General features: G+C 59.7%; 10 protein-coding genes. 7 read left to right on the top strand and 3 right to left on the bottom strand.

What is annotated here, in order from left to right:
- A partial coding sequence (locus tag ACN0X0_RS10750; protein ID WP_417279156.1) for a biotin carboxylase N-terminal domain-containing protein occupies window positions 1-232 on the bottom strand: 232 nt, incomplete at its 3' end.
- A 250-nt stretch (window positions 233-482) separates the two neighbouring features.
- Window positions 483-2,033, bottom strand: coding sequence for an MDR family MFS transporter (locus ACN0X0_RS10745; RefSeq protein WP_417279155.1), 1,551 nt, complete (start codon window positions 2,031-2,033; stop codon window positions 483-485).
- 248 nt (window positions 2,034-2,281) lie between these two features.
- Between ACN0X0_RS10745 and ACN0X0_RS10740 the strand changes: the two genes are divergently transcribed.
- The 3 genes from ACN0X0_RS10740 (at window position 2,282) to ACN0X0_RS10730 (ending at window position 6,825) form a co-directional block, all read left to right on the top strand.
- Entirely contained in the window at window positions 2,282-2,824 is a 543-nt protein-coding gene (locus ACN0X0_RS10740; RefSeq protein ID WP_417279154.1) for a MarR family winged helix-turn-helix transcriptional regulator, read from the top strand.
- Window positions 2,825-2,918: 94 nt separating this feature from the next.
- On the top strand, window positions 2,919-5,585 hold the full coding sequence (locus tag ACN0X0_RS10735; protein WP_417279153.1) for a UvrD-helicase domain-containing protein: 2,667 nt from the start codon (window positions 2,919-2,921) through the stop codon (window positions 5,583-5,585).
- An 82-nt stretch (window positions 5,586-5,667) separates the two neighbouring features.
- Complete coding sequence (locus ACN0X0_RS10730; RefSeq protein WP_417279152.1) at window positions 5,668-6,825, top strand: Hint domain-containing protein; 1,158 nt, start codon at window positions 5,668-5,670, stop codon at window positions 6,823-6,825.
- A gap of 479 nt (window positions 6,826-7,304) precedes the next feature.
- Here ACN0X0_RS10730 and ACN0X0_RS10725 read toward each other — a convergent pair whose 3' ends face one another.
- The gene (locus ACN0X0_RS10725; protein ID WP_417261563.1) at window positions 7,305-7,520 is read right to left on the bottom strand and encodes a DUF1127 domain-containing protein; all 216 of its coding nucleotides are present in this window, start codon (window positions 7,518-7,520) and stop codon (window positions 7,305-7,307) included.
- A 375-nt stretch (window positions 7,521-7,895) separates the two neighbouring features.
- Here ACN0X0_RS10725 and ACN0X0_RS10720 point away from each other — a divergent pair, with 375 nt between their 5' ends.
- The 4 genes from ACN0X0_RS10720 to ACN0X0_RS10705 all read left to right on the top strand — a co-directional run bounded on the left by ACN0X0_RS10720 (window position 7,896) and on the right by ACN0X0_RS10705 (window position 13,586).
- The gene (locus tag ACN0X0_RS10720) at window positions 7,896-8,999 is read left to right on the top strand and encodes a P-loop NTPase (protein ID WP_417279151.1); all 1,104 of its coding nucleotides are present in this window, start codon (window positions 7,896-7,898) and stop codon (window positions 8,997-8,999) included.
- A gap of 246 nt (window positions 9,000-9,245) precedes the next feature.
- On the top strand, window positions 9,246-9,662 hold the full coding sequence (locus tag ACN0X0_RS10715) for a universal stress protein (protein WP_417279150.1): 417 nt from the start codon (window positions 9,246-9,248) through the stop codon (window positions 9,660-9,662).
- An 88-nt stretch (window positions 9,663-9,750) separates the two neighbouring features.
- The gene (locus tag ACN0X0_RS10710; RefSeq protein ID WP_417279149.1) at window positions 9,751-11,364 is read left to right on the top strand and encodes a BCCT family transporter; all 1,614 of its coding nucleotides are present in this window, start codon (window positions 9,751-9,753) and stop codon (window positions 11,362-11,364) included.
- 269 nt (window positions 11,365-11,633) lie between these two features.
- Window positions 11,634-13,586 (top strand): TonB-dependent receptor plug domain-containing protein, encoded by a 1,953-nt coding sequence (locus ACN0X0_RS10705; protein WP_417279148.1) that lies wholly within the window; start codon window positions 11,634-11,636, stop codon window positions 13,584-13,586.
- Window positions 13,587-13,809: the final 223 nt, after the last annotated feature.

Here is a 13,809-nt window from a genome sequence, read left to right as displayed (position 1 = left end):
CGCCACATTCCTTGGCGACGCGGATGATCTCGGGGATCGACAGATAGGCCGCCACCGGCCCCATGCCCTCGCCGATCTTATAGGCTTCATCCGCCTTGAAGCGGTGCAGCGAAAGCTTGTCCTCTCCGGCATAGATCGCGACGGTGCGTTTCCCCATTTCGTTGGCGGCACGCATCACGCGGATCGCAATTTCGCCCCGGTTCGCGATGAGCACTTTTTTGAAATCAGCCATGGCAAGCTTCCCCTCTTGCTGTTTTTCCTAGCAGGTTAGTGATTTCTGCACTGCAGTAAATCCCCTTAGCCTGCCGGACAGGAGCGTGGCAGAAGATTTGCGACGCCTGGCCGCGATTTTTGATGTGCTGGGGGCGAGAAATGGCCGGGTTTGCAATTTTTGCAGAAAAATATGGGGGATTAGCAAAGGCCCGACCTGTGAAGGCCGGACCTTTGCAAAGCGATTTCGCAGGAATCAGAGGGACAGGGCGTCAGCTTTCCCGCGACCGCAGCGGGATTTCCCGCAAGAACACCGCCATGATCAACCCGACCAGCGCAAGGGCGGCGGCGATCCAGTAGATCGGGTGCAGGGCGACGGAAATCGTCTGGCCAATCAGATCGCGCGTGGCCTCTGGGAGCTGTGCCAAAATCTGCGGCCCAAGTTCGGCGACATTCGCCAAGCCCCCCGCCGGGCCATCCACCGAGGCTTCGACATTGGCCTCGGCCATCATGGTCGCCATGCGGCTGGCAAAAAGCGCGCCAAAGAGTGCGACGGCGATGGAGCCGCCGACCTGACGGAACATCAATCCCGCCGCTGTGGCGGTGCCGATCTGTTCACGCGGCACGGCGTTTTGCACGGCGGTGGTCACCACCGGGAAAATACAGCCCATGCCCGCGCCAAGCCCCGCCAGCGACAGCCACAAAGACCACGAGGTCATCTCTGGCGACAGCCGCGTGAGAGATATAAGCGCCACTACGGCGATGCTCAGCCCGATGACGGGCAAAAGGCGATAGCGCCCGGTGCGGCTCATATATTGGCCGGAGATGGTCGAAGCGGTGAGGATGCCGAAGGTCATCGGAATGAGTTGCAGCCCGGATTGCGTTGCCGTCGCGCCCTTCGCCATTTGCAAAAATACCGGGATAAAGGTCAGCGCCCCGAACATCAGCGCACCGGAGACAAAAGAGATCGCCGAGGTGATGGTGAAGACATTCATCTTGAACAGGCCGATCGGTAGGATCGGCTCGGAGGCCTTTTGTTCGATCGCGATGAACCCGAGGGTTGAGATGAGAAACAGCGCCATGAGCGACAGGCCGATGGGGGAGGTGAGGCCGAATTCCTTGCCGCCCAAAGCGGTCAAAAGCACGATGGAGGATAGCGACAGGGTGAGCGCCAAGGCGCCTGCGTAGTCGACCTTGTGCTGCACGCGACGCCCCAAGGGTTTGAAGCCAAAGACAAACCCCGCCAAAGCCAGCGCGCCGAAGGGCAGGTTGATGTAGAAAATCCAGTGCCAGGACAGGGTGTCGACGAACCAGCCGCCCAACAGAGGCCCGGCCACGGAAGAGACGCCGAAGACGCCCGCGAAGACGCCTTGGATGCGGCCGCGTTCCTTGGGCGGGATCACGTCGCCGATGATCGAGAGCGCCAAAACGAAGAGGCCGCCACCGCCAAGCCCCTGAAGCGCGCGGGCGGCGATGAGAAAGCCCATGGAGTTCGCCAGACCGCACAAGACGGAGCCGGTCAGGAACAGCGTCACGGAAAAGATCACCACATTGCGGCGTCCGTAAAGATCGCCAAGCTTGCCATAAAGCGGCGCGACCACGGTAGAGGCGAGGATATAGGCGGTGACCACCCAGGACAGGTGCTCCAACCCACCCAGATCGGCGACGATGGTGGGAAGGGCGGTGGAGACGATGGTCTGGTCGAGCGCGGCCAACAACATGAGGACGGCGACGGAGCCGATCACCAGCCCGACGGAGGTATGCTCTTTGGGGCGTTCGGGGCTGGCCTCATCGGGCCGGGGGGATGTGTGCGTTTGTGTCATAAGAACTCCTTTTTGCCCGTCCGTCACTTTGGGACGTCGGGCGCGCGCCTTTGAGAGGCGTTTTGAGGTCAGATAGCGCTAAACACATTTATGTGTCAATGGCACATAAATGTTACTGTCACATAATTGACATTGGCACACATTCATGCGACCCCATCGCCATGACCCAAGATCACACTCCAGATATGATGCCCCTCCCTGAGGATGCCCCGGCAAAACGCCCTGCTGACCCTAGGGTCCACGCCGGTGTGCCAGAGTTTTTGAGCGGGGAAGGGTTTTCCGATCCCGCCGTCATGGCGCTTCTCGATCTCGACCTGTCGCTGTTTCAATGGCGGCGCATGGCGGAAAAGGGCGAGTTCAAAGGCAAGGTGATCGCGGGCATGTCCGAGGCACTGGAACCTGCGTTGTTGCAGGGGCTCTTGTCAGTGGCGCAAATCTCCGCCGGTCTCGGACGCGACCGCCCCGAGCCACCGACCATCGGCATGGTGGCCGAGGTCATGGCCGTCGATCCCTCGCGCGCCTCGCGCATCGTCTCCGAACTGGTCTCGCGTGGCTATGTGGCCCGTGAGGCGGTGCAAGAAGACGCGCGCAAATCCGTTCTGGTGATGACGCCGAAATCGAAAACCCTTTTGGGCGAATTCACCCTGTCGAAATGGCGCATCATGGCGCAGGTCTTCGCGGGCTGGTCGGGTGACGACATCTCCGACTTCTCGCGCCTCTTCGCGCGCTATGTCTCGGGGCTGGTCGAAGCCGTCTCTGAGGCGGAAGTTGGGCCGTCTTCGAAACCCTGACCCGGCATTTTTCTGCGCAGGGGCGGTGAGAACCTGTGAGAACAATATAAGAACGCACTTTTCCTCGGCGCGGCTCTTCTGTATCCTGACCCGCATGAGCAGTTTCAATGAAGACGACGCCTTCGAGGCGGCGGTGCAGCCCCAACGTCCCTCCCTGTCCCAACTCGCGATGCAAGGCGCGCGCGAGGCCGCCTTTGGTGCGCCCGACACGTCGTATCTCGAGGCGCTGAACGACGCGCAGCGCGAGGCGGTAGAGACACTCGACGGACCCGTCCTGATGCTTGCAGGGGCGGGCACCGGCAAGACCAAGGCACTGACGGCCCGCATCGCGCATCTGTTGAACACCGGCCGTGCGCAGCCGCGCGAAATCCTCGCGGTGACCTTTACCAACAAGGCCGCGCGGGAGATGAAGAGCCGTGTCGCCGGGCTGATGGGAATGGAGCTTGAGGGCATGCCTTGGCTCGGCACGTTTCACTCGGTCTGTGTCAAACTTTTGCGCCGCCACGCCGAGCTTGTCGGGCTGAAATCCAACTTCACCATTTTGGACACGGATGACTCGATCCGATTGCTCAAACAGCTGATCTCAGCGGCGGGCATCGACGAGAAACGCTGGCCCGCGCGTCAGCTGTCCGGCATGATCGACAGTTGGAAAAACCGCGCCCTCACGCCCTCCGCCGTCTCTGGTGGGGAAGGCAGTGAATTCAATGGCATGGGCGTCAAACTTTATGCGCAGTATCAAGATCGTCTGGCGACTTTGAACGCCGTCGATTTCGGCGATCTCCTGCTTCATATGGTGGTGATTTTTCAAAAACACCCGGACCTCTTGGAGCAATATCAGCGCTGGTTCAAATACATCCTCGTGGACGAGTATCAGGACACCAACGTCGCGCAATATCTCTGGCTCAGACTCCTCGCTGGCGGGCACAAGAACATCTGTTGCGTCGGCGATGACGACCAGTCGATCTACGGTTGGCGCGGTGCCGAAGTGGGCAACATCTTGCGCTTCGAAAAAGATTTTCCCGGCGCCAAAGTCGTCCGGCTGGAGCAGAATTACCGCTCGACCGGACATATTCTTGAGGCCGCCAACAGTGTCATCGCCGGCAACACGGAGCGCCTTGGCAAGGAGCTTCGGGCGGTCAAGGACGAGGGCGAATTGGTCCGTCTCATCGGCCATTGGGATGGCGAGGAAGAGGCGCGTTGGGTCGGCGAAGAGGTCGAGGCGCTGCATGGCGGCACGCGGTCGCGCCTTCGTAAATATTCCCTCGATGACATGGCCATTCTGGTCCGCGCTTCGCATCAAATGCGGGCCTTCGAGGATCGGTTCCTCTCCATCGGGCTGCCGTATCGCGTGATCGGCGGACCGCGGTTTTACGAGCGGATGGAGATCCGCGACGCCATGGCCTATTTCCGCATCGTCACCCAGCCGGAGGACGATCTGGCGTTCGAGCGCATCATCAACACCCCGAAACGCGGCGTGGGCGACAAGGCACTGCAAGAGATCCAGATGTGCGCCCGGCGCCATGGGGTGCCGCTTTTGGAAGCGGCGGGGATTGCCGTGGAAGAGGGGCTTTTGAAGGGCAAGGCCAAGTCGAGTGTCGCGCAGCTGGTTGAGCAGATTCGTTTTTGGAGACATCTGGAAACCAACATTGGCAATGAAGAAGAAATTGCTCGTTATGATTTGAAAGAGAGTGAGCAAAAAGAGCTTCTGATACAGACGGAAGAACTTTATCTGGAGAAATCTTCTGAGCTTGAGCGGACCAAAGCTCTTGAGCTTTTAGATGAAGATCAGGTTGTCGATGGGCTAGATAAGCTCGAGGCGGAAGTGGCGAGGCTTGAGGATGAGGTCATCCAAATTCAAAGCCGTCTAAAAGTGCTCGAAGAGATTGTTGAGATTTTAGAGGGCAACTTTGTTAAGCTTGCCGAGAAGATTCTCGACGAATCCGGCTACACCGCGATGTGGCAAAACGACAAAAGCCCGGAGGCGCCGGGGCGGCTCGAGAACCTTAAGGAACTCGTCAAGGCCTTGGAGCAATTCGACAATCTGGCGGGCTTTCTCGAACACGTCGCGCTGATCATGGACAACGAGAGCGGCGAAGACGGTGAGAAGGTCACCATCATGACGCTGCACGGCGCCAAGGGGCTTGAGTTCCCGGTCGTTTTCCTGCCGGGCTGGGAAGAGGGGCTGTTCCCGTCGCAGCGCTCGATGGATGAAAACGGCACCAAGGGTCTCGAGGAAGAGCGCCGTCTGGCCTATGTCGGCATCACCCGCGCGGAGGAGCTTTGCACGATTTCCTTTGCCGCCAACCGCCGGGTTTACGGTCAATGGCAATCGCAACTGGCCTCGCGCTTCATCGACGAACTGCCGGTCGAGCATGTCGACATCCTGACGCCCAACGGCCTTTACGGTGCGCAAGGCAACATGGGGGGGCGTGATCGGGCGCTCGATGACTATGCCCAAACCTCCGCCAGCCGCTTCAATGAACGTGCGTCCAAGGCCGATGTCTACAATTCGCCGGGCTGGAAACGGATGCAGGAACGCACCCAAAGGGCGGGCACGCCGCGCGCCCCTGTCACGCTCGACCTGAAAGCCAGCGCATCTTTCACGCTGGGCGATCGGGTGTTCCACAAGAAATTCGGCTACGGCGAAGTGATGGAAATCGAAGGTGAAAACCTGTCGGTGGAATTCGACCATTCGGGCACGAAAAAGCTTAAGGCAGGGTTCGTGATGCCCGCCGATCAAGCGGGCGACGTGCCATTCTGACGCAGGACCGGTGGGGTTTTACGGGCAATTAAGGAGTTTTGGATAGGCTCAGGCACGTTTGAAACCCTGAGTATATGTCCCCATGGCCCTAAGAATCGAAGCTATTGACAGTCAGTTCGCGGCCTCGACCGGCTCGAATGTGAATTCGGGGCCGGGGACGTCGCAATTCGACTACCCGCCGACCTCGACACATACCCTTATCATCGAATCTCAGCCCGGCGATGACAGCCCCTATATCTTTTCGCCGGGCGACACCTATACGCTGACTTTTTCCGGTCAGGGCGGCGATACGATTGAAAACGCCACGGTGGTGCGCTCTGACTATATCGATATGAATGGCGATACGGGCTATGCCGTGGTGTTCGAGGGCTACGACAGCAACGGCGATTTGACTCAGGTCGTCTGGACCCCGGAGTTCGACCTCGAAGCCTGGTATTGGGACAATTTCAGCGGCGGTCAGCCGCCGGGGTTTTACAACACCGACCAATCCGCCGCGACCACCTATCAGGCCGTGTGTTTCGAGGCGTCTATGCCGATTGAAACACCCTCGGGCCCTCGTGCTATTGGCGATCTGAGGCCCGGCGATCCGGTGGTGACCCTTGATCACGGGGTGCAGCCGATCCGCTGGATGGCGTCGCGGCAGGTGCGCGGATGGGGGCGGCATGCGCCGGTGATCTTTGCCCCCGGCAGTTTTGACAACCCTGAACCTGTGGTGCTGAGCCAGCAACACCGCATCTTGCTGGACTTACCGGAGGGGGAGATGCATCCGGCGGGGCGTCAACTTTTGGTCCCGGCGGTGTCCTTTGTCGATGGGCTAAACGTCCGGGTGCGGCCGCGCGATGAGATCACCTATGTGCATCTTTTGCTCGAAGATCACGGGTTGGTCTCTTGCCATGGCGTCGCCTGTGAAAGCCTCTATCTGGGGCAGGTGGCGCGCGATGTCTTGGGGGTCGTTGAAGGCTATGCGCCGGGCGGGAGTGCCGCCGGGTCGATTGAAAGCTTTCTTGATCTCTTTGCAGGGCAGAAAGCGCAACACCCCGCGCGGCCCTTCCTGACGCCGCGTGAGGGGCAGGCTTTGCTGCACCGTCTGGCCGGACTGCCGGAGCGCAAACCCGCCATGCTCATGAAGCGGGGGCGGCAAGGCCAACAGCCTTATCATCTCGATGTGATGAAATATCCCGGTGCGCCCGGACTGCGCGGTCTGCCGGCCTTTGAACGCATTCTTGAGCTTGCGGCCTGAGTATCCGGCCTGAGTATCCAACCTGAGCGCCAGCTCCGCCTTCCCCTCTGACCTCTGCGAAAGACCTTCGCCCAAAACGCCGCATCTCCGGCGCGCTTTCTCATGTCTGAACAAAAAAACACCCGCGTCCAGGGAGGAGGAGAGGACGCGGGTGCTCTTGCATCGGACCACGAGGGAGGAGGAGTGGGTCCGTATCTGGAAAGAAATGCGGCGGTGTCAGGGAGGAGGAAGACACCGCCGCCTTCAGTCACGATCCCTCAGGGAGGAGGAAGAGAGATCGCATCTCTGGGGCCAGGCCCCGTTATTGGTGCGACGATGCAAGGGAGGAGGAAGCATCGTCGCTCTGGTCTTCAAGGCCCCAGGGAGGAGGAGAGGGACCCCGAATTCCGGTATCTGGTGCGGCAGCGCCAGGGAGGAGGAGAGGCGCCGCCGCAGGTATCAGGGCCTCAGGGAGGAGGAGGAGGCCGTGATGAGAATTCTTATTTGCCGTATGCGGCCTCGTGGGCCACGGCGGTGATGGATGCGCGGGACATGCCCAGATCGCGCAGGTCGCGGTCGCTCAGGCTGGAAAGCTCCAGCATCGTTTCACGATAAACGCGGTAACGGGCGAAGCGTTCCCCGAGTGCTTTGAACAGACCGCCGAAAGATGCGGAGGAGGCCGTTGCGGCACTGTTGATGTCGTTTACGTAAGCCATGTGACTTTCACCTTAGATATGCGTTCGGACCGATGTCCGCAGGATGCGCCGCCGCTTACTCCCTTCGGGCTTCTGCCGGTCTTCGAGTGAACCATCTGGTTTTTCGAAGCGAACCGCTTTGCTGCGGTCGAAGGTGCATGCCTTGGCTGCTGTTGAACCTAATATTGTGGAATTGCTGCGATTGCACAATCCGTCCTCTTGGCATTGCCGCTATGCAGAATATGCATGAGTCGTGCTGACCTATTTTGCATAGCTCCCCGATTTCGCCCAAGCGGGCAGGGGGTGCGCCGGATTGAGCGCTGGAAATAGGTCAGTAAACCCCCTATTTCATGGGGAAAGGCGACAAAGCCGCCGAAAACTGAAAGAGGGGACCCTATGTCCGTCACGCAAGATCAAATCATGGTAGAACTGCGCAAAGTGGCGCTGCCCGGGGGCTCGAACTTGGTGGAATCCGACCTTGTGCGGGCTTTGACCCTACGTCAGGGAGCGGTCAGTTTCGTGATCGAGGCGCCGGATGCGGCCACGGCTCAGGCTTGGGGGCAGGTCGAATCGCAGGCAAAAGCCGTGCTTGAGGCCTTGGATGGTGTGGAAAAGGTTTCCATCGTCATGACGGCACATGGTCCTTCATCGGGGCCGTCCGCCGCGAAACCGGCGCCTGCCGCCGGAGGCGAGCCGCCGAGCCTTAAGATCGGCCGTCATCCGACGCCGCAACAGGGCAAGCAAGGCGTGCCGGGCGTCAAGCACATCATCGCCATCGCGTCGGGCAAGGGCGGCGTGGGTAAATCCACCGTCTCCGCCAACCTTGCCGTGGCGCTGGCGCGTCAGGGGCGCAAGGTCGGCCTCTTGGATGCCGACATTTACGGCCCGTCGCAGCCGCGCATGATGGGGATCAACAAACGCCCCGCATCGCCTGACGGTCAAACCATCGAGCCGCTGCACGCCCATGGCGTCACGCTGATGTCCATCGGCTTTATGATCCCCGACGGCGAAGCGGTCGTCTGGCGCGGGCCGATGTTGATGGGCGCGATGCAGCAGATGCTGGGGCAGGTGGCTTGGGGCGAGCTGGATGTGCTTTTGATCGACATGCCGCCGGGCACTGGGGATGTGCAGCTCACGCTGGGGCAAAAGACCGAACTCACCGGCGCGCTGGTGGTCTCGACGCCGCAGGACGTGGCGCTGATCGACGCGCGGCGCGGCATTTCGATGTTCGACAAGCTGAAGGTGCCGGTGCTGGGGCTGATTGAAAACATGTCCACCTATGTCTGTCCGAACTGTGGTCACGAAGATCATATCTTCGGCCATGGTGGCGTGGCACAGGAGGCCGATAAGCTTGGCGTGCCGCTTTTGGCCGAGCTGCCGCTGGCGATCGAGGCGCGGCTTGCGGGCGACAATGGCACGCCCGTGGCGGTCGGCGATGGACCGCTGGCGGCGCCTTATATGGCACTCGCTGAGCGGCTGGTGAAGGACGGCGTGGCCTGAGTGCAGCCTCAGGGACGCTCCTAAATCCTAGGTTTTACACGAGATTTAGCGCCCCCCTTTTCGGGGGCGCTTTGCATTTCAGGTGGCATAAATTTGCCAATTGGGCGCTTTGGGTCTATAGTTAACGGGCTGAAAAGCATCTTGCCACGATGTGGAACACTGCTGCGCATCGCTTACCTGCGATGCGTCTTGCCGAAAGGATCTCGACGGGCCGGCAAGCCCGCTAAAACTCTCCGGAAGGACAACATGTTTACCAAAATTATGGTCCCTGTGGACCTCGCACATGTGGATAAGCTGACCCGCGCTCTGGACGCGGCCGCTGATCTCGCATTGCATTATCGTGCCTCCGTCACCTATGTCGGTGTCACAGCGGAAACCCCCGGCTCCTTGGGGCACAATCCGCATGAATATGCAGAACGTCTGGCGCAATTCGCGCAAGATCAGGGCAAACGCCACGGCTTTGCGGTCGAAACCCGCGCTGTGGTCAGTCACGATCCCGCCGTCGATCTCGAAAAATCTCTGGCCAAAGCGGTCAAAGAGGCGGGCGCCGATCTGGTCGTCATGGCCACCCATGTCCCGAATGTCGCAGATCACTTCTGGCCGTCGCATGGCGGCAAGCTTGCCAGCCACACCGACGCCTCGGTCTTTCTCGTGCGCGGCTGATCCGGCCTGACGCCGATTTTATCCCCCTCTGGACGTGCTGTCTCAGAGGGGAGGGCGTTTCACATTCAAATCTCCAAGGAGTATTCATATGAGCGATGACGGCATTCCCGCCCCAGAGGGCGAGGCCGCTTTGATCGAGACCGATTACGAAATCGGTCAGGACAATATCACCACAAGCGTCGGGCCGGTCGGTCTCGATATTCACAACCCGGTTTTTCTGATCTCTGGCCTGTCCATCCTGATCTTCGTCCTCGTGACGCTGGCCTTTCAAGAACAGGCCGGGACGATTTTCACCCATCTGCGCGATTGGCTGACCTCGACGTTCGATTGGTTCTTCCTGTTGGCGGGCAATATTTTCGTGCTGTTCTGCTTTTTCCTGATCCTGTCGCCTTACGGCAAGGTGCGGATCGGCGGCATGGATGCCACGCCCGACTATTCGTATAGCGGCTGGTTCGCGATGCTCTTTGCGGCGGGCATGGGCATCGGTTTGATGTTCTATGGCGTCTCCGAGCCCATCTCGCATTTCACCTCTTCCTTTGCCGACACCGCAGGCACGCCCGAAAGCTGGGCGCCGCTGGCGGGCGCGCCGGGCGATGCCGAGGCTGCGCGTCGTCTGGGCATGGCGGCGACGATTTTCCACTGGGCGCTTCACCCATGGGCGATTTACGCGGTCGTGGCGCTCTCTCTGGCGTTGTTCTCCTTTAACAAGGGGCTGCCCCTGACAGTGCGCTCGGTGTTCTACCCGATCTTTGGCGAACGCATCTGGGGCTGGCCGGGTCATATCATCGACATCCTCGCAGTTTTCGCGACGCTCTTCGGGCTGGCGACGTCGCTGGGTTTCGGTGCGGAGCAGGCCAATGCGGGGCTCAATCACCTCTTCGGCATTCCGGTCAACGATGTGTCGAAAGTCATCCTGATCGCTATCATCACCGGCTTTGCGCTTTTGTCCGTGGTGGCGGGGCTCGATGCGGGGGTCAAACGCCTCTCCGAGATCAACATGGCGCTGGCGGCGCTGCTTTTGATCTTTGTGATCATTGTCGGCCCCACCGTGGCGATCCTGACCGGGTTCTTTGCCAACCTGAAAGCCTATGTCATCGACCTTCCCGCGCTCTCCAATCCGTTCGGGCGCACGGATGACAATTTCCGCCAAGGCTGGACCGCCTTCTACTGGGCGTGGTGGATTTCCTGGTCGCCGTTTGTGGGCATGTTCATCGCGCGGGTGTCGCGGGGTCGGACCGTGCGGGAATTCCTGATCGCCGTGCTGATCGTGCCGATGCTGGTCTCTGTCCTCTGGATGACGGCCTTTGGTGGCACTGCGATCAGCCAGATCGTCAATGACGGCTACACGGCGGTGACCGATGCGGCGCTTGAGCTGAAACTCTTCGCCATGTTGGAGGCTCTGCCCCTCAAGAGCATCACCTCCTTCATCGCGATCATTCTGGTCATCGTGTTCTTTGTCACCTCGTCGGACTCCGGCTCTCTGGTGATCGACACGATCACGGCGGGCGGCAAGGTCGATGCGCCGGTGCCGCAGCGTGTGTTCTGGGCGGGCTTCGAAGGCCTCGTCGCGATTGCGCTTTTGCTGGGCGGTGGTCTCGGTGCGCTTCAGGCGATGGCGGTTTCGACCGGGTTCCCGTTCACCATCGTGCTGTTGCTGGCGTGTTACGCCACATGGCGGGGCCTGCACGCAGAGCCGCGTTAAGCGCAACATGGGTGCCGCGTGTGAGAGACAGGCGGCGCATGAAAAAACAACCCCGTCGGCGTTTTCCGGCGGGGTTTCTTATACCTTACTGTTTTTATTTGTTAATTTGGTTTTTCTGAGCGCGATGAAGATGTTTCCTTTCTGGTGCTATAAAAAATCATTTTATTACAAAGGTATAAATTTCCGACAAAAACACTTGTGATTCTTCCCTCGGTCGCATAGCTGCGCAGAAAATACACAGTGAAGTGTACTGAGAGAGGGATATTTTTATGAAGATGTCGCGTGTCGTGGCGTTGTGTGGCGTGTCTCACGTCGCCTTCGCATCTGCGGGTGTTGCACAAGAGATCCATGTCCTCGACACGATTGTCGTGTCGCTGGTCGAGGAGGGGCAGGAAAACATCGAGGCCACCGGCGGTGCCGTGATTTCCGAAGAGGACATTCAGGCGCTCAGCCCGAAAAACGTCAGCGAATTGTTCGCGCGTGAATCCGCGGTCACGGTCGCGGGCGGAGCCGGTCCGGCACGCCGCATTCACGTCTTTGGCATGGAGCAATCCAACCTCGCCGTCACCATTGACGGCACACCGCAGGCGGCCACAAGCTGGCACCACACCGGCTCGTCCGTCTTCGATCCGGCCTTCCTGAAATCCGTCGAGGTCGAAGCAGGCGCGGCCGCCGCCGACAGCGGGTTTGCCGCCGCCGCTGGTGCGGTGCGCTACGAAACTGTGTCGGCCTACGATCTTTTGGAGCCGGGCGACGCAATCGGCGGGCGTGCAAGTTTGAGCTACGGCGACAATGGTCAGGGCGTATCTGGCAGCCTCGCGGGCTTTGGCGCCTACAACGGCTTCGACTGGCTTTTGATGGTCAGCAAGCAGGACGGCGACGATTACGAGACCGGCGATGGCGATGAAGTCCTTGGCTCTGCGCCGGGCGCGGGCGGCATCCTTGCGAAACTCGGCTATGAATTCGACGCGCATCGCATCGAGCTGAACTTTGCCCATGACGAGGACAAAGAAGACCGCACGATCAAGATGAACCTCTATCAGAGCACGGACGATACGCTCTACCCGATGGAGGTGACGCGCGACTCGATCTCTTTGAAATACACCACGACCGCGCCGACCGATTTGTGGGACCCCGAAGTGTTCCTCTATGTTAGTCAGAACGACTACTGGCGTCCGAATTATCTGACCACAGGAAACCGCCTGACCAACGGCGATATGGCGCTCGAAGAGGATCAATTCGGCGGTAAGGTGCAGAATGTCTTCACCCTCGACAGCGGCACGGTCACTGCGGGTCTCGATTTCAATCACCATGATTTCTCCGTCGATGCCTATGGTGACAACGGGGCAGGGGTGCGCAATTTCTCGACCTCCCAGATCGGCGCCTTCGCGCAGGCGCGGCTTGAGTTCGGGCGGTTCGATCTCTCGACCGGCGCGCGCTATGATTTCCATCGTTTCGACGACTGGAATGGCGAACGTTTTTCCGACAGTGGCGCCAGCGCCAATGCGACCCTGTCCTATGAGGTGGTCGACGGCGTCGAAATCTTCGCTGGGGCGTCCGAGACCTGGCTTGGCTATGTGATCGGCGATTATGGCTATATTCATGCCCGCGCTGAGCCCTATGTCACCGATCCCGATTTCGCGCCGGGCAAGTCGCAAAACGTCAAAGTCGGTTTTAACGCCAACTTCGGAGCGTTTCAGGGTGGTTTGACCTATTTCAAGACCACGGTCGAGGGGCGCCCTTCCTATGGCTCTTCCGTTTTGACCAACGATGCTGACTACGAGAGCGAAGGGTATACGGTCAATGCGGCCTATAGCTGGGGCACGGGGCGTGTGGGTGTGAATTACACCGATGTCGATACCTCTTATGATGGCGAGGACATTGAGCCCAATGGCAGCACCTTTATGCCGGTGGGCGACACTGCTGCGCTTTATGTCGATCAGGAGTTCGCGGAGTATAATCTGAAGCTCGGTGGCACTGTCGAATGGGCAGGGTCCATTGACTACGCTGGGGACTACAAATCGCAAAGCGACTATACCCTTGTGAACGCCTATGCCGAGTGGCAGCCGCAAGCCCTTCAGGGCACGACCCTGCGTCTCGGTGTCGATAACCTCTTTGATGAAACTTATTACGAACGTTCCAGCTTCGGCAACGGCACGCGCGCCACGGCGATCTATGCGCCGGGCCGCACGGTCAGCCTGACGGCGACGCTCGACTTCTGAACCAAGTTCCAACTCGTGGACGAAAAGGGGCCTTCGGGCCCCTTTTTGCGTCTTTGGTGAGCTGGGTATCACGCGTCTGGGATTTCATGGGACGCGCAAAGCCTTTGTTCACGGGACTTCATGGGAATTATGGGAATTCATGGTTTCTTTGTGGTCTCTGGCCCTGTGGGCGAATCACTTTTGCGCACAATCCTGTGGATAACTCCGTGGATTTCTGTGTGTT

It is taken from the genome of Celeribacter sp. (assembly GCF_048270365.1).
Taxonomy (GTDB): domain Bacteria; phylum Pseudomonadota; class Alphaproteobacteria; order Rhodobacterales; family Rhodobacteraceae; genus Celeribacter.
Note: the sequence above shows the minus strand (reverse complement) of the source record. Positions and strands in the feature narration are given on the sequence as shown.